General features: G+C 72.6%; 17 protein-coding genes and 1 pseudogene. 6 read left to right on the forward strand and 12 right to left on the reverse strand.

Annotated elements, in window-relative coordinates; translation table 11 throughout:
• Nucleotides 1-178: 178 nt before the first annotated feature.
• A pseudogene (locus FDF13_RS00675) lies at nt 179-868 on the reverse strand (demethylmenaquinone methyltransferase); the annotation flags it as partial.
• Between the two features lie 81 nt (nt 869-949).
• Here FDF13_RS00675 and FDF13_RS00680 point away from each other — a divergent pair.
• Entirely contained in the window at nt 950-2,407 is a 1,458-nt protein-coding gene (locus tag FDF13_RS00680) for an isochorismate synthase MenF (RefSeq protein WP_254668842.1), read from the forward strand.
• A 10-nt stretch (nt 2,408-2,417) separates the two neighbouring features.
• Here FDF13_RS00680 and FDF13_RS00685 read toward each other — a convergent pair whose 3' ends face one another.
• Nucleotides 2,418-4,136 carry a thiamine pyrophosphate-binding protein gene (locus FDF13_RS00685; protein WP_137318011.1) on the reverse strand — a complete coding sequence of 573 codons (1,719 nt, stop codon included), beginning with the start codon at nt 4,134-4,136 and terminating at the stop codon, nt 2,418-2,420.
• A gap of 273 nt (nt 4,137-4,409) precedes the next feature.
• Between FDF13_RS00685 and FDF13_RS00690 the strand changes: the two genes are divergently transcribed.
• Nucleotides 4,410-6,059: an alpha/beta hydrolase family protein gene (locus FDF13_RS00690; RefSeq protein ID WP_137318012.1), complete on the forward strand. Its 1,650-nt coding sequence runs from the start codon at nt 4,410-4,412 to the stop codon at nt 6,057-6,059.
• Here the strand turns inward: FDF13_RS00690 and FDF13_RS00695 are convergent.
• The gene (locus FDF13_RS00695) at nt 5,968-7,113 is read right to left on the reverse strand and encodes an o-succinylbenzoate synthase (RefSeq protein ID WP_137318013.1); all 1,146 of its coding nucleotides are present in this window, start codon (nt 7,111-7,113) and stop codon (nt 5,968-5,970) included. The two genes, FDF13_RS00690 and FDF13_RS00695, sit on opposite strands and share 92 nt — an antisense overlap.
• A 70-nt stretch (nt 7,114-7,183) precedes the next feature.
• Between FDF13_RS00695 and FDF13_RS00700 the strand changes: the two genes are divergently transcribed.
• The 3 genes from FDF13_RS00700 to FDF13_RS00710 all read left to right on the forward strand — a co-directional run bounded on the left by FDF13_RS00700 (nt 7,184) and on the right by FDF13_RS00710 (nt 10,702).
• Nucleotides 7,184-8,113: a 1,4-dihydroxy-2-naphthoyl-CoA synthase gene (locus FDF13_RS00700; protein WP_137318014.1), complete on the forward strand. Its 930-nt coding sequence runs from the start codon at nt 7,184-7,186 to the stop codon at nt 8,111-8,113.
• Between the two features lie 197 nt (nt 8,114-8,310).
• Nucleotides 8,311-9,534, forward strand: a complete 1,224-nt coding sequence (locus tag FDF13_RS00705; RefSeq protein ID WP_254668843.1) for an AMP-binding protein — start codon at nt 8,311-8,313, stop codon at nt 9,532-9,534.
• A gap of 232 nt (nt 9,535-9,766) precedes the next feature.
• On the forward strand, nt 9,767-10,702 hold the full coding sequence (locus tag FDF13_RS00710) for a 1,4-dihydroxy-2-naphthoate polyprenyltransferase (protein WP_137318015.1): 936 nt from the start codon (nt 9,767-9,769) through the stop codon (nt 10,700-10,702).
• Here the strand turns inward: FDF13_RS00710 and FDF13_RS00715 are convergent.
• Nucleotides 10,670-11,200, reverse strand: coding sequence for a DUF4229 domain-containing protein (locus FDF13_RS00715; protein ID WP_137318016.1), 531 nt, complete (start codon nt 11,198-11,200; stop codon nt 10,670-10,672). The two genes, FDF13_RS00710 and FDF13_RS00715, sit on opposite strands and share 33 nt — an antisense overlap.
• A gap of 51 nt (nt 11,201-11,251) precedes the next feature.
• Here FDF13_RS00715 and FDF13_RS14910 point away from each other — a divergent pair, with 51 nt between their 5' ends.
• Nucleotides 11,252-11,713, forward strand: coding sequence for a PLD nuclease N-terminal domain-containing protein (locus FDF13_RS14910; RefSeq protein WP_217494874.1), 462 nt, complete (start codon nt 11,252-11,254; stop codon nt 11,711-11,713).
• 405 nt (nt 11,714-12,118) lie between these two features.
• Here FDF13_RS14910 and ccsB read toward each other — a convergent pair whose 3' ends face one another.
• From ccsB to hemB, 8 genes are all read right to left on the reverse strand, one after another.
• A complete protein-coding gene (ccsB, locus tag FDF13_RS00725; protein ID WP_137318017.1) occupies nt 12,119-13,276 on the reverse strand; it encodes a c-type cytochrome biogenesis protein CcsB in 1,158 nt (385 codons plus the stop codon).
• A 63-nt stretch (nt 13,277-13,339) separates the two neighbouring features.
• Entirely contained in the window at nt 13,340-14,914 is a 1,575-nt protein-coding gene (locus FDF13_RS00730) for a cytochrome c biogenesis protein ResB (protein ID WP_247618278.1), read from the reverse strand.
• A 34-nt stretch (nt 14,915-14,948) separates the two neighbouring features.
• Complete coding sequence (locus tag FDF13_RS00735; protein WP_137318018.1) at nt 14,949-15,725, reverse strand: cytochrome c biogenesis CcdA family protein; 777 nt, start codon at nt 15,723-15,725, stop codon at nt 14,949-14,951.
• Nucleotides 15,726-15,728: 3 nt separating this feature from the next.
• Nucleotides 15,729-16,313, reverse strand: a complete 585-nt coding sequence (locus FDF13_RS00740; RefSeq protein WP_137318019.1) for a TlpA disulfide reductase family protein — start codon at nt 16,311-16,313, stop codon at nt 15,729-15,731.
• The gene (locus FDF13_RS00745) at nt 16,310-16,969 is read right to left on the reverse strand and encodes a histidine phosphatase family protein (protein ID WP_137318020.1); all 660 of its coding nucleotides are present in this window, start codon (nt 16,967-16,969) and stop codon (nt 16,310-16,312) included. Before FDF13_RS00745 ends, FDF13_RS00740 begins: the two co-directional genes overlap by 4 nt.
• Nucleotides 16,966-18,312 carry a glutamate-1-semialdehyde 2,1-aminomutase gene (hemL, locus tag FDF13_RS00750; protein WP_137318021.1) on the reverse strand — a complete coding sequence of 449 codons (1,347 nt, stop codon included), beginning with the start codon at nt 18,310-18,312 and terminating at the stop codon, nt 16,966-16,968. Before hemL ends, FDF13_RS00745 begins: the two co-directional genes overlap by 4 nt.
• Before the next feature lie 28 nt (nt 18,313-18,340).
• Nucleotides 18,341-18,835 (reverse strand): MarR family winged helix-turn-helix transcriptional regulator, encoded by a 495-nt coding sequence (locus tag FDF13_RS00755; protein WP_254668844.1) that lies wholly within the window; start codon nt 18,833-18,835, stop codon nt 18,341-18,343.
• A complete protein-coding gene (gene hemB, locus FDF13_RS00760; protein ID WP_137318022.1) occupies nt 18,832-19,830 on the reverse strand; it encodes a porphobilinogen synthase in 999 nt (332 codons plus the stop codon). The genes FDF13_RS00755 and hemB overlap by 4 nt, the downstream gene beginning before the upstream one ends.
• Between the last annotated feature and the right edge of the window lies 1 nt (nt 19,831).

Raw genomic sequence — 19,831 nt, forward strand, 5'->3', positions numbered from 1 at the left:
CGTCCGCGGCCTCGACTGCGAGCCGGACCTCGACGTCGTGGTCGCCGTCGGAGGCGCTGTCGCGGGCAGGGGCGTCGTCGGAACCGCTCCGGGGGCCGGTATCGCCGGCGTCGGCGCGGGATCCGTCGGAGTCGCTGCGGGCAGCGGACGGTGCGGCGGGCGCCTCGGCCCCGGCCTGCGGCTTGAGCGCGTGGTGGACGGCGACGATCCCGCCGGTGAGGTTGCGGTACTTCACCTGGTCGAATCCGGCGTCGCGGATGAGATGGGCCAGCGTCACCTGGTCGGGCCACTCGCGGATGCTCTCGGCGAGGTAGACGTAGGCGTCGGGGTTCGAGCTCACGGCGCGGGCGATCGCCGGCAGCGCGGCCATGATGTATTCCGAGTACACGGTGTGCAGCGGCGCGGACTCGAGGGTGGAGAACTCGGCGATGACGAGGCGGCCGCCGGGCTTGAGGACCCGGAGCATCTCGTGGAGGGCGAGCTCCGGGTTCTGCACATTGCGCAGGCCGTAGGTGATCGTCACGGCGTCGAAGGAATCGTCGTCGAACGGCAGGTCCGTGGCGTCGGCGTAGACGAACTCGATCTCCGGGTGCTTCTGCCGGCCGACGTCGAGCATCCCCTCCGAGATGTCCCCGGCGACCACCTGGGCGCCGGCGCGCTGGAGCGGCACGGAGGACACCCCGGTGCCGGCGGCGAGGTCGAGGATCCGGTCGCCGGGCCGCGGGTCCACGGACTTCGTGATCTCCCGGCGCCACAGTCGGGCGAGACCGAAGGTCATCGCATCGTTGGTGATGTCGTAGCGCCGAGCGACGCCGTCGAACATCGACGCCATATCGGTCTTCTTCTTGTCGAGCCGCGCGCGAGTCATGCGTCCCATGGTCTCAAGGGAGCGCACCCGCGCGCCAATCGGCGTCCCGGCCGATCGGCGTCCCGGTTAGGATCGAGGGCGATGAAGACCTTCGACGTCACCGCCGGCATGCCGGCCCCGGCACCCGGGTTCGCGGTGCGCTCGTGGTTCATCGACGGCGTGAGCCCGCAGGCTCCCCGACCGTTCGTGCAGGGCCTGCCGGCGAGCCCCCAGGAGTTCCTCGCCCAGCTCCCGCCATCGGGCTTCAGCTGCTGGGTGCGCGGCACCGCGGGTCTCGTGGGGATCGGCCGGGCGCTGCGCCTGCGCGCCGCCGGGCCGGACCGCTTCGATGCGCTGTCCGCGGCCTGGCAGGAGATCGCCGCCGCGGCCGAGGTCGACAACGAGGTCGGGCTGCCGGGCTCCGGGCTCATCGGGTTCGCCGCGCTCGCCTTCTCCGCACACTCGGCGACCGCCTCGGTCATCGACATCCCGCGCTTCGTCATGGGCCGCCGCGACGGCCGGGTGTGGCTGACCGCCGTGACCACGCCCGGGGATCCCGAGGACGCCGGCGGACTCGCGCTCTCCCACACGCCGCTCGCTCCCCCGCGCGCTCCGCGGACCCGGCCGGGTTATGTCACCCCGGAGGACTACGTCGAGATCGTCGCCCGGGCCGTCGAGCGCCTCCGCGCCGAGGCGGGCACGGGAGCCGGAGCCGAGGCGGGAGCGGACGGCGCACCGGGCACACCGGCCGGGGCGGGCGCCTCGACCGGGGGCGGCACGTCCGCCGGAGCCGGGCCCGCGGCCGGGGAGCCGCTCGGCAAGGTCGTGCTCGCGCGCGACGAGGTCGTCGAGACCGACGAGGAGATCGATGTGCGCGCCGTGCTCGGCCGCCTCAACTCCGCCTACCCGACCTGCTGGACGTTCGACGTCGCCGGGCTCGTGGGCGCCACGCCGGAGCTCCTCATCGGCGTCACCGACGGGCAGGTGACCTCCCGGGTGCTCGCCGGCACCTATCAGGTGCAGGGCGATCCGGCCGAGGAGATCGCCGCCGCCCGCGCCCAGCTGGGCTCCGCGAAGGACTCGAGCGAGCACGCCTTCGCGATCGATTCGCTCGCCGCGAGCCTGTCGACGGTGAGCGAGGACCTCCACGTCGACGCCGAGCCCCATCTGCTCCAGCTCGCCACCGTCATCCACCTCGCCTCCGACGCCCACGGCACGCTGCGCCGGGGCGATCACGGCTGCCCGACCGCGCTCGAGGTCGCCCGGGCGGTCCACCCGACCGCGGCGGTCGGCGGCTTCCCCAAGGACCGGGCGCTCGAGGTCATCGAAGAGCTCGAGGACGCGGACCGGGGCCGCTTCGCCGGGCCCGTGGGCTGGATCGACGAGCGCGGCAACGGCCAGTTCGGGATCGCGCTGCGCTGCGGTCAGCTCGAGGCGCCGAACCGGATCAGGCTGTTCGCCGGCGCCGGGATCATGCCCGATTCCGACCCGGCCTCCGAGCTCGCCGAGACCGAGGCGAAGCTCGCCCCGATGAAGCGCGCGCTCGGGGTCGAGCGCTGAGGGCGCCGGCTCAGCCCAGCACCGGGACGATCGGGATCTCGTAGACCCCCGGCTCGCCGGTCGCCACGGCCGCGCCGACCTCCGCGGTCGTCCGGCACACCGCGTAGGGCCACCCGTAGCCGCGGGCGAGCTCGGCGAAGGTCCGGCCGTGCGCGGTGGCGAAGAAGCGCGGGAAGTGCGCGGCGAGGTGCGGCCGGCCGTGCTCGAGGCCGGCGAAGATCGCGCCCCCGTCGTCGTTGAGGACGAAGATCTGCACCGGCGGCAGCGGCTCCTCGGCCTCGCGGAGCAGACCGCCGATGCCGTGGAGGAGCGACACGTCGCCGAGCAGCAGCCGCACCGGGCGTCCGCTGCCGGCGGCGAAGCCGATCGCGGTGGAGACGAGCCCGTCGATCCCCGCGAGCCCACGGGAGGCGAACACCTCCACCGGCGCTCCGGGGGCCAGCACCCGGTCGAGGTAGCGCACCGCGTTCGAGCTCCCGATGTACACCGTGCCCGGGGCACCTGCGACCGCCGCGGCGGCGGCCTCGCCGGTGAGCGGGGCCGAGCCGTCGAGGTGGGCAGGGTCGTCCAGGTGGGCGGGATCGTCCAGGTGGGCAGGGTCGTCGTCGAGGTCTGCGTGCGGTGTGCCGCCCCGGGTCGCCGGCGGGGCGGAGTGCTGATCGGGCTGGACCGTGCGTGCCGCGTCGAGCCAGGCGGCGGTCCAGGCGTCGCGGCCGGCGGGCACCTCGGGCAGGGCCTGGGCGAGCGCGGCCTGCCATTCCTCTCCGGCCACCTGGTCGAGGTCGGGCTGCACGCGGTGCACCCGCAGCCCGGGACGGCTGAGGAGCCGCTGGTCCTGGCGCGACAGCGTCGGCTTGCCGAGCACGATGAGATCGGTGATGCGCTCGACGAGGTCGCCGCGGGCATCGAGGACGCGCGTGTGATCCGTGACGAGGTGCGGCGAGCGCAGGAGCGGGGAGGACGGTTCGGCGAGCACCGGCACCCGGAACTCCGCGAGGAGCCCGCCGAGGCGCTCCGCCGACAGCCCGAAGGCATCCCCGCCGAGCGCCGCGACCTCACCGGCGAGCGCGGGCAGGACCGTGCGGACGAAGGCGGAGTCGAGCGGCACCGGCTCGCGCTCGAGGCGCGCCTTCGATCCCCACCAGGCGTCCGGATCCGCGGCGTCCGGGACCAGCGGCACATCGAACTGGACGTTGAGCTGGACGGGGCCGGGCGGGCGGCCCCCGGCGAATCCCTCGCCCATGCTCAGCCGCACTGCGGTGGCCGCGACGTCCGCGGCGAGCGCCGCGGCATCCGGGCCGGCGGTGAGGTCGAAGCGCTCGCGCACGTCGCTGAGTACGAGCGACTGGTCGTCGATCGTCTGGTTGGCGCCGGTCGCGCGGAGGCGGGCAGGCCGGTCGGCGGTGAGGGCGAGCAGCGGGAGGCAGCCGTAGGACGCCTCGAGCACGGCGGGGTGGAGGTTGGCGACGGCGCTGCCGGAGGTCGTCACCACGGCGACCGGCCGGTCGGTCCCGGCGGCCCGCCGGCCCTTGGCGATGCCGAGGGCGAGGAAGCCGGCCTCGCGCTCATCGATGCGCACCCGGACGTCGAGGAGCCCGGCGGCGGCCGCCTCGGCGACGGCGTAGGTGAGCGGGGCGGACCGCGAACCCGGGGAGACGACGACGTCGCGCACCCCGGCGGCGAGCAGGGCTGAGACGAGGGCGCGGGCGGTCGCGGTGGAGGTGTTCATCGCCTCGATTCAATCATGGGGCGCAGCGATCATGCGGCGGATTCCGAGCGAGCTCTCCGGATTCTCCGGGTGGTCCGTTCACCTTCGGGAGGTATATTCGCAACCCCGCGTCCATCTCCGCCCTCCGATTCCCCCGATCTCCCGCGCGAAGCGCTGCGGACCGCGCGCTCGGTCGGCCGCGCACCTGCCGGCCGTGCGCCGCCCCGCACCCTCCGACCGGCAGAACTCAGAACCCAGAACCCAGAACCCCACGTTCCACCTCGAGGATCCTCCATGAACTCCCGCTCCCTCATGCTCTCCGTCGGCGCCCGCTTCGTGCGGGTACTCACCGCTGCCCGCACCCGCGCCGGGGAATTCCCCGGCCGCAACCAGACCCTGAGCTTCCTCGGACCCGAGCCCACGGGCGAGGCGGCGGCGACCTTCCATGTGCGGGAGAAGCGCAAGCTGTCGGCCCGGCTGCGCGAGTTCTTCGTCTACTCCCCTGCACTCGGGCGCACCGTGGGCGTGCGCGTGCTCCTGCCCGGCCGGCCGAGCGAGGTCGCCGACGTCATCTACCTGTTCCACGGCGGCGGGGACGACTTCCGGTCGTGGACCGACCTCGGCGCCGCCGAGCAGCTCACGGCGGACAGCCCGTACCTCGTCGTCATGCCCGATGCCGGCGCCGCCTCGTACTCCCGCCACACGATCGGCGGCGGCGAGCGCACGGAGACCACCCTCGACTGGCCGACCTTCCACACCGCGGAGCTGCCCGCCTTCATCGCCGACCGCTACTCGGTGAACCCGGAGCGCTCGGGGGCGCTGCTCGCCGGCCTGTCGATGGGCGGGTACGGGGCGATGAAGTACGCCGCCCAGCACCCCGACCGCTACTGCGCGGCCGCCGCGTTCTCCTCCCCGCTCGACCCGCTCTCCGCGGTGCCGCTGTTCGACATCATCGCGCTGCGCGAAGGCGGGGCCGCGAAGTCGCTGTTCGGCGACCCCAAGCGGGATCTCGCCGAATGGCAGGCGAACTCGCCGATGAGCCTGGCGCCCAACCTCGCCGGCACCGACCTGTGGTTCACCGCCGGCTCCGGCACTCCGCATGCGGACGACGAGGACGAGGATCACGTCGACGTCCTCGAGGCGACGGTCAACCAGCACGGGCTGAAGTTCCACGAGCGCCTCACCGAGCTCGGGATCGACCACACCTGGTCGCCGCGCGCCACCGGCCTCCACAACTGGTTCGCCTGGCAGCGGGAGCTCGCCGAATGGCTCGCCGCGCTCGACGATCCCAGCCGGCGGGGCACCTCGGCGGCAGGCGGCGGGCTGCCGGGGCTGCGCGACGAGCAGCCGGTGGCTGCGGGCGCGCGAGGCGTGCACGACGGCGCGGCCTTCACCTACGTCACCGGGGAGCCGGTGTTCGCCGTGCACGGCTGGGATGTGGCGATCTCGCGGCGACGCGCCCAGCTCGTCACCTTCGCCGAGGTCACCCCGGCGTCCTTCACGCTCAACGGCGCGGGCACCTTCCGCGTGCGCACGCCGGCGCTTTACCACCCCGGACAGCGCTACCGGATCGCGATCTCCTCGCCGCTGGCGGAGAACGTCTACGATCTCGCCGCCGACGCGGACGGGCGCCTGGAGCTCACCGGCCGGATGGCCGGCGCGCTCCACGACCCGATCGTCCCCGGCAAGCGCACCCGCCACTTCCGCACCTGGGGCCAGGACGCGCTCACCACGGTGAGCATCACCCCGCTGGACTCGCCCGAGGACGCGATGGGCGCCGATGCGGCAGCCGGTACGGGCTCCGGCATGGGCACGGGCTCGCGCTCCGGCGCGGAGGCGCTCTCGGGTCCGGTCAGTGCGGAGAGGTCCGCAGATGGTCCCAGCAGCGCTGCAGCCGATCGGTCCACCAGCGCACCCGGTCCGGAGTCGCGGCGAGCGCGCTGAGCCGCTCCTCCGCGGGCGTCACGCGGCCGACGGGCAGCACCCCGCCCGAGGCGCGCAGCGGCGGGTCCGCGACGTCGGAGTGGAACAGGGCGCTCGTCCCCAGCCCGCACGCGGGGATGCCCTCACCCAGCCGGGCGCTCGCGGGCAGGCTCGCGGCGAGCGCGACTCCGGCGCTCAGCCCCACCGAAGTGTCGAGCGCCGACGACACCACCGCCGGCAGCCCCGAAGCCCCGATGACGCCGAGCGCGGCGCGCACGCCGCCGAGCGGCTGGACCTTGACGATGATGACGTCGGCGGCGCCGAGCGCGGCGACCCGCAGCGGATCCGAGGCCTTGCGGATCGATTCGTCCGCAGCGATCCGGATCCCCAGGCCCGCGCGGTCCACGTCCGCGCGGACCCGGGCCAGGTCCTCGACGTCCATCACCGGCTGCTCGATGTAGTCGAGCTCGAACCGGGAGAACGTCCGCAGCGCGGTGCGCGCCTCGGCCACGGTGTAGCGGCCGTTGGCGTCGAGGCGCACCTGCGCTCCGGGAGCGGCGGCGCGGAGCGCGTCGATGCGCGCGCAGTCCTCGGCCAGCGAGTCGAGGCCGTGTTCGGCGACCTTGATCTTGAAGGTGCCGGCACCCGGGTACCGGGCGGCGACCGCGGCGACGGATCCCGGTGGGCAGGCGGGGATCGTCCCGTTGACCGGCACCGCGTCGGCCTGCGGGAGCGGCGGATCGGTGCACGCGTACTCGAGGGCGGCGGCGAGCCAGCGGGAGGCCTCGGGCACCTCGTACTCGAGGAAGGGCGAGAACTCCGCCCAGCCGGCCGGGCCCTCGAGGAGCAGCGCCTCGCGGGTGGTGATGCCCCGGAACCGGGTGACCATCGGCAGGGACACGACGGCGATCCGGGAGAACACCTCGCGCGGGCCGGCGGGCAGCGCGGCGAAGGCGATGTTCGCCCCCGGAGTGTGGGACTTTCGGCTTCGAGTGGTGGCAACAGCACCACCACCGATCGCCGAATCCCCCACACTTCGACCGGGGTGTCCAGCGCTGCCGTCGCGTGTGGTCATGCCCCCATGCTAGGGCGCACCGGTGGGACACTGTCTCACGGCCCGGCGAGCCGCCGATATGCTGGGGCCCATGACCGAGACCAGCACCGTGTCCGAGATCTTCGACCCGAGCGCCTGGCGGGAGGTGTCCGGATTCGACTTCACGGACATCACCTACCACCGCGCCCTCGACCCCGACGGCAGCGATCTGGGATGCGTCCGGATCGCCTTCGACCGGCCCGAGGTGCGCAACGCCTTCCGACCGCACACCGTCGACGAGCTCTACCGCGCGCTCGACCACGCGCGCCAGACCCCGGACGTCGGCTGCGTGCTCCTCACCGGCAACGGGCCCAGCCCCAAGGACGGCGGCTGGGCGTTCTGCTCCGGCGGGGACCAGCGGATCCGCGGCCGCTCCGGGTACCAGTACGCGAGCGGCGACACCGCGGAGACCGTCGACCCGGCGCGCGCCGGCCGCCTCCACATCCTCGAGGTGCAGCGGCTCATCCGGATGATGCCCAAGGTCGTCATCGCGGTCGTGCCCGGCTGGGCGGCCGGTGGCGGACACAGCCTCCACGTCGTGTGCGACATGACGATCGCCTCCCGCGAGCACGCACGCTTCAAGCAGACCGATGCGGACGTCGGATCCTACGACGCCGGCTACGGCTCCGCCTATCTCGCGAAGATGGTGGGGCAGAAGAAGGCGCGAGAGATCTTCTTCCTCGGCCGCACCTACTCCGCGCAGGACATGGCGGACATGGGGGCGGTCAACGAGGTCGTCGACCACGCCGAGCTCGAGACCGCGGCCCTGACCATGGCGCGCGAGATCCTCGGCAAGTCGCCCAATGCGCAGCGCATGCTCAAGTTCGCGTTCAACCTCGTCGACGACGGGCTCGTCGGCCAGCAGGTGTTCGCCGGCGAGGCGACCCGCCTGGGCTACATGACCGACGAGGCCGTCGAGGGCCGCGACGCCTTCCTCGAGAAGCGCGACCCCGACTGGTCGCCCTACCCCTGGTACTACTGAGCCCGGTGGGCGGGTTGAGCGGAGCCGAGGCCCCGGACGCAGCCGAGGCTCGGAGCACGGGAACATCGAGCGCGGTGCCGGCAGCGGACGCGGGGCCGGCCAGCACGGGGCCGGCCAGCACGGGGCCGGCCAGCACGGGGCCGGCGGCGGACGCATCTGGTGAGCGGAACGCACCCTCGCCGCAGGCCACCCTGGCCGTGCTCCGGCGTGCCCTCGCCGGCGAGGTCGCCGTCGTCCTCCCCCGTGACCGCGGCGGAGAGCTCCGCGTCGTCGACCCGGCGAGCTACGATCCCGCCGGCACCGGGCGCGAGCACCCCGCGCTCGTGCTCTTCACCTCCGGCTCCACAGGCGCTCCCAAGGCCGTGGCGCTCTCCGCGGCAGCGCTCACCGCCTCGGCCCGGGCGACCGAGCGGTTCCTCGCCGGGCCCGGTCGCTGGTACCTCACGCTGCCGGACAACCACATCGCCGGGGTGCAGGTGCTCCTGCGCTCGATCCTCGCCGGCACCGAGCCGGTGGTGGCGCAGGGACGGTTCACCGCCGAGGCGTTCGCCGCCGATGTCGGCCGGATGACGGTGCGGGCCGAAGACGCTGCGGGAAGCGAGGAATCCGGCGCGCGCAGGAGCCCCGCGGCGCGCACCCCGCTCTACACCTCGCTCGTCCCCACCCAGCTCGTGCGGATCATGGCCGACCCGCGCGCGCAGGCCGCCGCCCGCGCCTTCGACGCGATCCTGCTCGGCGGCTCGGCGATCTCGCCTGCGCTGCTCACCGCCGCGCAGGCCGCCGGGCTGCGGATCGTGCGGACCTACGGGATGAGCGAGACCTGCGGTGGCTGCGTGTACGACGGGCACCCCTTCGACGAGGTCGCCGTGACGATCGAGGACGGGCGGGTCGCGCTCGCCGGCCCCGTCGTCGCCGACGGATACCTGCGGGTCGAGGACTCCGACCACGGGCTGCGGCTCATCGCTCTGCCGGATTCGGGCACCGGGTTCGGGCACACCGCGACCGGCGCCCGGTCCTTCCTCACGAGCGACCTCGGCCGACTCGACGCGGGCGTCCTCGAGATCCTCGGCCGCGCCGACGACGTCATCATCACCGGCGGGGAGAACGTCTCCCCGCACGCGGTGGAGAACGCCCTGCTCGCCCTGCTCGAGCCGCACGGCATCGCGGAGGTGCTCGTCACCTCCGTCCCGGACCCGGAGTGGGGCGAAGCGCTCATCGCGCTGCTGAGCCCGGCCGGGGTGGGCGCCTCGGCGGCGGAACAGCTCACCGAGCAGGTGCGCGACCTCGCGGCGGGCACCCTCCCCCGTCATGCGCTGCCGCGCCACGTGTACGCGGTCGACAGTCTGCCGGTGCGTTCGATCGGCAAGCCGGATCGTGCCGCGGCCCGTCGCCTCGCCGGCGAGCTCCTCGGCCCCAACTGAGCGATCCACGGTCGACCGGCACCAGCGGTCACCTCCCGACCGTCGACCTGCCGCTCCTGCACGCGCGCCCGGCGTGTCGTCGATCGGAACCGGCAGGTCGACGGCGATCGGCCGGGGAGCACATGCGCGGGTCAATGGTTATCAACCTGAAACCCACCCGCCCGAGGTCCCTCACCTGCACGTGGGTACCATGAGGACGTCGGTTTTCGTCAGCTGTGAGGAAAGAGGTGCGATGGCCACCATCGCCCAGTGGGCGGAAGGCGCGCGGCTGCGCACCCTGCCGCTCGCGATCGCACCGGTGCTCATCGGCACCGGCGCCGCATTCGGGGCGATCGGCGGGTTCTCCTCGCTCATCATCGGCTCCGTGGATCCGGCCGACCGGCCCGAGCTCGGGATCGGCACCCTGCTGTTCCGGGCGCTGCTCGCCGTCATCGTCTCCCTCGGCCTGCAGATCGGCTCGAACTTCGCCAACGACTACTCCGACGGGATCCGCGGCACCGACGACGTCCGGGTGGGCCCGCAGCGGCTCACCGCCTCGGGCGCGGCCCCGCCCGGAGCCGTCAAGCGGGCGGCGTTCATCTCCTTCGGAGTCGCCGCGCTCGCCGGCATCGTGCTCGTCCTCGTGTCGCAGTCCTGGTGGTTCGTCCCGGTGGGGATCCTCGCGGTGCTCGCCGCGTGGTTCTACACCGGCGGCAGCCACCCCTATGGCTACTACGCGCTCGGAGAGGTGTTCGTCTTCATCTTCTTCGGGCTCGTCGCCACGCTCGGCACCACCTACGTCATGATCCAGCAGCTGCCCCCGGCAGCATGGGCGGGAGCGGTGGCGATCGGCCTGTTCTCGTGCGCCGTGCTCATGGTGAACAACCTCCGCGACATCCCCACCGACTCCGAGGCCGGCAAGACGACGCTCGCGGTGCTGCTCGGCGATCAGCGGGCGCGGGCGGCCTACACCCTGCTCGTCGCTGTCCCGTACCTGCTGCTCCTCGTGCCGATCCTGTCCGGCCACCCGGCGGCGGTCCTCGCCGCGCTCTCGCTCGTGCTCGCGATCGGCCCGCTGCAGACGGTGCTCAGCGGATCCCAGGGCACCGCGCTCATCCCGCCGATCAAGAACACCGGGCTCACGGCCCTGACGTACTCAGCGCTCCTCGCGCTCGGCCTCGCTCTCTGACGGGTCGGTTGCCGGGCGATCGGTGCCGGGCTGGCCGGAGACAGGCAGATCGGTGACCGGGCGGCCGGCAGCAGCAGGGTTCGTCTCCGGACGGTCGGCCGCGGGATGATCTGCGACGTGACCCTCGGCAGCGGAGCGATCCGATCCACCCTCCTCGACCTGCGCATCCTGCTCGGCGCGCGCCTCGGCGGCCTCGCTCGGTGCGCCCACGTGACCGGAGATGTCCTCGAGCGCGGCGTCCTCGACGGATTCGTCGGAATCCGGGGCGACGGCGCTGCGGCGGGCGGCCCGGCGCTGCTTCCGCTCGCCGTCCCAGCTCTCCATCGTCGACGTGGCCTTCCGCCGTGCTCCGCCGAGCAGCAGGATGCTCAGCAGGGTGGCGATGATGATCGCCGCGAGCGTGCTCAGCAGCGAGATCCCGGCGATCCACCACACGATGCCCACGGTGGCGGCGAGGAGGACGAGGCGGAGGAGGGAGTACACGACGATGTTCTGCATGATGCCTCCGAGTTTAGTGGCTTCCCAGGTCGGTCGATTACGCTGGATGGCATGCCCAGAATCCTCGTCGGAGCGATCGTCCTGTTGACCGCCATCACCCTCTACGGGGTGTTCGACTGTCTGCTGCGCGACCGCGAGCACATCCGGATCATGCCCAAGTGGGCCTGGGCGCTCGTCATCCTGCTCGTGCCGGTGTTCGGCGTCGTCCTCTGGTACGTGTTCGGACGGTCCTCGTTCAAGCCGCGCGCGGAGTCCGGCCCGGTCGCCCCCGACGACGATCCCGAGTTCCTGCGCCGGATCGCCGACGATGTCGAGGCGGAGAAGCGTCGCCGCCGGCACCGCGCCGAGGCCGAGGAGCGCGCCCGTGCGGAGAAGCACGGCACCTCGGCCGCGGGCCGGAACGAGAAGCGGACCGAGGAGCAGAGCACGGACGCCGACCCGGACAACGGCCCGAACAGCGGTGCCACCGGTCCCGCGCCCGGTGACGGTCAGGATCCCAAGCCCGGCAGCTGAGCTCCGGAGCAGCATTTCACCCGACTGCGCGGTATCCCGAATCATGCGCGCAATTGCGCGCCTGGTTTCGGATACCGCGCAGTTCGTTGCGGGGACAGACACCATGACTGCGCCCCCCTATCGACCCGCGACTTCGCCCCGATCCCGACCACGCACTGGCAGGGCTTCGTCCAACCGCGGAGTATCCGGATTCACGCGCGCAATTGCGCGCCTGATTTCGGATACCGCGCAGTTCGCTGCGGTGGGGCCGGGCTCCGCCGGAGGGTTCGGACTCCGCTGCGGTGGGGCCGAACTCCGCCGGAGGGTCCGCCCTCCTCACCCGCCGTGAGATCGCAGAATCTTGCGGTTTCGCTCTCAGGAACCTTCGTGAATTGAGTGCTCAAGCTTCGTGAACTGAGTGCTGGGTCAGATGCCGGAGTAGGAGTGGAGGCCGTCGAAGTAGACGTTGACGATCGCGAAGTTGAACACGAGCGAGGCCATGCCGATGAGGTTGAGGACGGCGACCTTCGTCGGACCCCAACCGCGGGTCGCCCGGGCGTGGAGGTAGGCGGCGTAGATGACCCAGACGACGAAGGTCCAGATCTCCTTGGAGTCCCAGCCCCACGGCCGGCCCCAGGCGAGCTCGGCCCAGATCGCACCGGCGATGAGGGTGAAGGTCCAGGTGATGAAGCCGACCGCGGCGATCCGGTAGGACACCTGCTCGATGTCGCCGCTGCTCGGCACCCGGTCCATGAACGCCAGACGGCGCGACGAGCCGCGCGACTCCGACCAGGCCTTGCAGATCTGGAACAGCGCCAGTGCCGCAGAGACCGACAGCAGCGCGGTGGAGAGGATCGCGATCGGCACGTGGATGTAGATCCAGTAGTTCTGCAGCGCCGGCACGAGCTGGGCGGCCGGGGTGTAGAACACGGTGATGCACACACCCAGGGTGACGAGGATCGCGCCGGTGACGAAGGTGCCCAGGTAGCGCATGTCGCGGAACCGCAGCGCCACGAGGTAGACGATGCCGGCGATGGCCGCGGCGGTCATCGCGTACTCCATCATGTTGCCCCACGGCACCCGCATGACCGACAGCGCGCGCGTGAGCACCGCACCCACGTGGAGCACGAGTGCGAGCACGGTGAGCGAGGTCGCGATGCGCGCGAGCTTCCGCGAGCGCGGGCCGAGGTCGAGCGCCTCCGCCGCATCGCCGCCGCTCGCGCGCCCCTTCACGCCGCCGCGGCCACCGGAACCGGCGCCGCCCGCCGGGCCGCCGGAGGCCGGGGCCTCCGCGGTCGTCGTGTCGGCCTCGTCGAGGACGGCGACGGATGCCCCGCGCGAGGTGCGCCGCACCCCGCTGCGTGCGCTCGTCCGGGCATCCGCCCGCGCACCCGATCGATCTGCCGCCCCGGCCCCGCGCGCGCTCGCCGTCGCCTTCCGGTCGCCGGAGGCCGCCTCGGTGGAGCGGAGCCGCTGCCCGCCGAACAGGTCGAAGGCGTAGACGATGAACGCGATCGCGTACACCGCCATCGCCGAATAGGTCAGCAGGTTCGACCAGCTGGCGAGTTCGTAATCGACATCCATGGGTGCGTATCCCCTACGAGGTTGGCGGCGCTCCGCTGACGGAGCGCCCGGCGGTTCCGGCGGTCAGTCGTTCAATTCTACTGCGAGGTCCTCCACGGTCTGCTCCACCCTGGGGTCCTCGCCGCGGGCGAGCGCGGCGACCTCGACCTCGGCCCCGTTCACCCGCACCCACACGCGGCGGCGGGGGATGAAGAGCGAGAGCCCGAGGCCGGCGAGCAGCAGGGTGGAGAAGAGGAGCAGGAGCCCCTGCGTGGGGTCGTGGCGGATGTCGAGGGCGATGAAGGTCTGCACGCCCTCGAAGGTCACGCTCCCGTGGCCGCCGGGGAGATCGGTGGTCTCCCCCGGGGCGAGCTGGAGGGTGACCGGGACGCCCGCGGGGTCGATCACCTCGGCCATGTTCTCCGCCTCGAGCTCGTACACCGACTGCGGCACCCCGTCGTCGAGCCCGAGGTCGCCGGCGTAGGCGCTCATCACCAGGTACGGGTTCCGCAGCTCCGCGAACTCGGACACGAGCTCCCCGTCGTCGTTGAGCGCGGCGGTGGGGAGCAGGATGCCGACGAAGCCCAGCTGCTCCGGGGAAGCATCGGGCACTTTGAGCACCCCGCGCGAGGTGTACACGCCGTCCTGCGGGAGGAACACGACGGGCCCGGAGAAGGTCACGTCGCCGTCGGCGTCGCGGGTGGTCAGGACGGGGGCATAGCCGTTGCCGGTGAGGTAGATGCGGCTGCCGTCGATCCGGATCGGCTCGTTGACCCGCACCCGGTGCTGGGTCTCCGCGCCGTCGTGGAACGCGGTGATGTCCGCCTCGAAGCTGCGCGGCTGGCCGAACTGGTTGCCGATCGCCTCGTCGTCGAAGGTCGAGGTGAAGGAGTTGAGCCGCAGCCGGTAGTCGTCGAGCCGGTCGGCGTCGAAGTACGTGCCGCGCTCGAACGAGTCGTAGGACACGAGCGAGTTCGTGAAGGTGTCGCCCTCGACGAGCACCCGCTGGCCGGAGTAGCCGAGCAGCGCGCCGACCGCCATGGTGATGACGGTGCCGAGCACCGCGGCGTGGAAGACGAGGTTGCCGGTCTCCTTGAGATAGCCGCGCTCGGCGGCGATGTGGTCGGCGTTGCGGGCGGTCCGGTAGCCGTGCTTGCGCAGCCGCTCCTCGGCGAGGTCGAGGAGGTCCGCGGGGTCGTCGTCGCCGAGTGGGAAGGTCGCGTAGCCCGGCATCCGGGTCAGCCGGCGCGGGGCCTTGGGCGGCCGGGCGCGCATCGCCCTCCAGTGCTGCGCGGTGCGCGGCAGGATGCAGCCCACGAGCGAGATCATGAGCAGGATGTAGACGGCGGAGAACCAGAACGAGGAATAGACGTCGAAGACCTGGAGGCTGTCGAGGATCTCCCCCCAGCGGCCGTTCTCCTCGATGAAGCGCGTCACTCGGCCCGGATCCTGGATGCGCTGCGGGAACAGGGATCCGGGAATCGCGGCGAGCGCGAGGATGAGGAGGAGGATGAGCGCCACCCGCATGGTGGTGAGCTGGCGCCAGGCCCAGCGCAGCATCCCGATCGTGCCGATGTCCGCCGGCGCGGCCTTGGCGCCGGACTTCTTCGCAGCGGACCCGGATCCCTGCCGGTCGGCCGTCTCGTTCGTGCGCGTCACGGGCGCGTTCGTCTCCTCTCGCTTCATGGCGGTCTCAGATCACCATCTCGAACCCGGAGATGAGTCCCTGCAGGCTGTAGATCCAGCGCGTCCACAGGCCGGTGACGAGGAGGATGCCGAGCAGGATGAGCATGGCGCCGCCGACCTGCACGATGGTCCGCTGGTGCCGACGCAGCCAGGCGACCCGGCCCATCCCCTTGTGGAGGGCGACGGCGAGCAGGATGAAGGGGATGCCGAGACCCAGGCAGTAGACGAAGGTCAGGAGCGCGCCGCGCCACAGGCCGCCCTCGGCCCCGAAACCGGTCGACAGCGCGAGCACGGCGGCGAGCGTGGGGCCGATGCACGGCGCCCAGCCGAGCGCGAAGGTCGCCCCGAGCACGGGGGCGCCCCACAGGCCGGCGCGCGGCCGGGCGTGGATGCGGGCCTCGCGCTGGAAGATCCGCAGGCCGCCGAGGAACACGATGCCGGCGATGATGACGACGACACCCATGATCCGGGTGACGAGGTCGATCCACGGCGCGAGGATCATCCCGAGGCCGGAGAACAGGGTGCCGAGCGCGACGAACACGACGGCGAAGCCGAGGACGAACAGGCTGATCCCGAGCACCACCCGGCCGGTCCGCCGGTCGCTCAGCGCATCGCCGGACAGCCCGGTGACGTATCCGACGTAGCCGGGCACGAGCGGGAGCACGCACGGCGAAGCGAAGGACACGGCCCCGGCGAGCGCGGCGACCGCGATCGCGGCGAGCAGCGGGCCGTCGAGCGCGGTCTGGGCGAAGGTCGATCCGATTCCGGCGAGGACGTCAGGCACGGATCATTCCGCCAGCACGTCTTCGATGAGACCGCGCAGCGTCGACTCCTCGACGGCGCCGACGACGCGGGCGGCGGCGCGGCCCTGCGCGTCGAGGATCACCGTCGAGGGAGTGGCCTGCGGCGGCAGGATCGTCGACAGCGCGGCGACCATGGTGCCGTCGGTGTCGAGCATGTTCGGGTACGGCACGGAGAAGGAGTCGACGAACGCCTGCGCGGCGGCGGCCTGGTCGCGGACGTTGACGCCGAGGAACATCGTCTCCTCGGAGAAGGCCTGCGCGGCGTTCGCGAGGTCCGGGGCCTCCTTGCGGCACGGCGGGCAGGCGGCGTACCAGAGGTTGATGACGACGGCCTTCGGCCGCCACTCCGCGAGCGAGGCGGTGGTCCCGTCGAGCAGCTCGAACTCGAGCTCGAGGGGCTCGCCGCGCTCCTCGGCCGGCACCTGGGTGATGACGCCGGTGCCGGACACGTAGCCCTGGTCGGAGCCGGCCTGCTCGGCGAGCGCATCGGACTCCGCGGAGCAGCCGACGGCGAGCACGCCGACGGCGGCGGTGGCGGCGAGGGACAGCAGCTGGCGTCGGCTCGTCATGCCCCGGGCACCGCCCGGTTCGGCTGGAGGTCTGCGCACACGTCCTGGTATTCCACGGCCTCCAGTGTGCCGGACTCGAATGTGAATGAGGTGACAGAGGCGAGCGCGCACTCCCGGTCCCGGGGGTCGTGCCACAGCGGCCGGCTCTCGGCTGCGCGGCGGGTGACCCAGATCGGCAGCTGGTGGGACACGATGACGCCCTCGGGCTCCCCGCCGTCGGCCCGGGCGCGGGCCTCGAGGCGCACCCGCAGGCTCGCCATCGCAGCGCGCATGCGCTTGACCTGGTCGGTGTAGGCCTCGCCCCAGGACGGGCGGAACGGGTTGTAGACCTTCGCGAGGTTCTCCGGGCGGGACAGGCTGCTGCGGTCGACGAGCATGCCCTCGAACGCGTTGCCCGCCTCGATCACCCGCTCATCGATGCGCGGCTCGAGCGCGAGCGCGGACGCGATCGGGGCGATGGTCTCCTGGGCGCGCTGGAGCGGGGAGCTCACGAGGAGCCGCACGTCCCGGCCGGCCTCCGCGTAGAACCCGCCGAGGCGCTCGGCCATCGCGCGGCCCCGCTCGGACAGGCCGTAGCCGGGGATCCGCCCGTAGAGGATGCCCTCGGGGTTGTGGACCTCGCCATGCCGGGTGAGGTGGATCGTCACGCGGCTCATATCGACCCCGTCCCGCCGGCCTGGGCGCCGGCCGCGGCACGGGCGGCCGCCGGGAGGGCGGACACGATCCGGTCGAGGACGTCCCCGGTGTGGGCGAGGGAGAGGAACCACACCTCGAAGGCGCTCGGCGGCAGGTGGATGCCCTGCTCGAGCATCGCGGTGAAGAATGCGGCGTAGGCCGCGCTGTCCTGGCTGCGGGCGCCGGCGTAGTCGACGACCTCGCGGTCGGTGAAGAAGACCGAGAACATCGAGTTCGCGCTCTGGATGACGTGGGGCACCCCGGCGGCGGTCAGCGCGGCGGAGATCTCCGGGCGCAGGACGTCCGCAGCGGCCTCGAGGGTCGGGTACACGTCGAGCTCCTCGGTCAGGCGCAGCGTCGCGAGCCCGGCGGCGGTCGCGACGGGGTTCCCCGACAGCGTGCCGGCCTGGTAGACGGGTCCGGCCGGGGCGAGGTGGGACATGACCTCGCGGCGGCCGCCGAAGGCCGCGGCCGGGAAGCCGCCGCCCATGACCTTGCCGAAGGTGAAGAGGTCCGGGGGACCGTCGGGGTAGCCGACGCGCTCGTGCTCCCAGCCGTACCAGCCGGTGGCCGACACCCGGAAGCCGGTCATGACCTCGTCGGAGATCAGCAGTGCCCCGTGCTGGTGGGTGAGTTCTCGCATGAGCTGGGTGAAGCCGTCGCGCGGCGGCACGATGCCCATGTTGCCCGGGCAGGCCTCGGTGATGACGCACGCGATCCGGTCGCCGTGCTCGGCGAAGGCCGCGCGCAGCGCGTCCTGATCGTTGTAGGGCAGGACGATGGTGTCCGCCGCGCTCGCCCCGGTCACGCCCGGGGTGTCGGGCAGGGAGAAGGTCGCGAGCCCGGAGCCGGCCTCGGCGAGCAGCGCGTCGACGTGCCCGTGGTAGCAGCCGGCGAACTTCACGACGACGGGCCGGCCAGTGTAGCCGCGGGCCAGCCGGATCGCCGACATCGTCGCCTCGGTGCCCGAGGACACGAGGCGCACCTCGTCGACCGGGTCGATCCGGGCGGTGATCGCCTCGGCCAGCAGCACCTCGTTCTCGCTCGGGGTGCCGAAGGAGAACCCCCTGGCCGCGGCCTGCTGGACGGCGTCGAGCACCTGCGGGTGGGCGTGGCCGAGGATCATCGGACCCCAGGAGCCGATGAGATCGACGTACTCGTTGCCGTCGACGTCGGTGAGCAGCGCGCCCTCGGCACGGTCGATGAAGCGCGGGGTGCCGCCCACGGCGCCGAACGCCCGCACCGGGGAGTTCACGCCTCCGGGGATGACGGCGGAGGCCCGCTCGAACAGGCTCCGGGACCGGTCGGTGGGCTGCGGGGTCATGTCGCTCCTCGGGATCGGGGTTCGGGTCTCAGCGCTGGGTGCGCATGTGGGCGTTGACGGTGCGGAAGGTGTCCCTCATCGTCTCGATCTCGTGCTCGTCCAGCAAGTCGATGAGATGCTCCCGGACACCGGCGGCGTGGATCGGGGCGGCCTCGACGAGCAGGGCGTGACCGTCCTCGGTCATCGTGCAGTTGACGCCGCGGCCGTCCTCCGGGATCGAGCAGCGGGACACGAGCCCGCGCTTCTCCATCCGGGTCACGATGTGGGTGAGCCGGGAGCGGGACATCCCGACCTCGTCGGCGAGCACCGCCATGCGCATCGTGTGCTCGGGCTGCTCGGAGAGGCGGACGAGGAGCTCGTACTCGTGCATGCCGATCGGGAAGTTCGCACGCAGGTCCTTGTCGAGCTGGCGCATGAGGAGCTCGAAGGCCTCGACGAGGTTCCGCCAGGCGTGCTGCTCGGTGGTGTCGAGCCAGCGGGGCTCGCCGCTCGCATCCTGCCGGGTGCGCTTCTCCGAGCTCACCGGGCGGCCCCGATCTCCACGGCGACCTCGGCGGCCCAGTAGGTGAGGATCGCGTCCGCCCCGGCCCGTTTGAACGACAGCAGGCTCTCGAGGATCGCGGGCATCCGGTCGATCGCCCCGGCGCGGGCGGCGAACTCGATCATCGCGTACTCACCCGAGATCTGATAGCTCCACACCGGCACGGGGCTGACGGCGGCGACGTCGGCGAGCACGTCGAGGTAGGGCAGACCGGGCTTGACCATGACGATATCGGCGCCCTCGGCGAGGTCGAGGTCGAGCTCGCGCAGCGCTTCGCGGCCGTTGGCCGGATCCTGCTGGTAGGTGCGGCGGTCGCCCTGGAGCGGGGACTCGACGGCCTCGCGGAACGGGCCGTAGAACGCCGAGGAGTACTTCGCGGCGTAGGCGAGCACGATGACGTCGGTGCGACCGGCGGTGTCGAGGGCGTGGCGCACGGCGGCGACCTGGCCGTCCATCATGCCCGACAGGCCGAGCACCTCGGCCCCGGCCTCCGCCTGGGCGAGCGCCATCCGGGTGTAGGCGTCGAGTGTGGCGTCGTTGTCGACCGCGCCGACGGCGTCGAGCACGCCGCAGTGGCCGTGGGAGGTGAATTCGTCGAGGCACAGATCGGCCATGACGACGGTGCGCTCCCCCACTGCGGCGCGGACCGCAGCGATCGCCCGGTTGAGGATGCCGTCGGGCGCCCACCCCTGCGAGCCGATCTCGTCGCGCTCGGCGGGGATGCCGAACAGCATGAGGCCGCCGACCCCGGCGTCGGCGGCGGCGACCGCGGCCTCGACGAGCGAGTCGAGCGTGTGCTGGTGGACGCCGGGCATGCTCTGCAGCTCGGCGGGTTCGTGCAGGCTCTCCTTGACGAACATCGGCAGGACGAGGTCCGCGGGGTTGAGCCGGTGCTCCCGGACCAGCCGGCGCACGGCCGCCGAACGGCGCAGGCGGCGGGGTCGGGGGGCTCCGGGGGCCAGGGTGTAGTCGTTCATA

Origin of the sequence: Brevibacterium sp. CS2 (genome assembly GCF_005280295.1) — a bacterium.
Classification (GTDB): domain Bacteria; phylum Actinomycetota; class Actinomycetes; order Actinomycetales; family Brevibacteriaceae; genus Brevibacterium; species Brevibacterium pityocampae.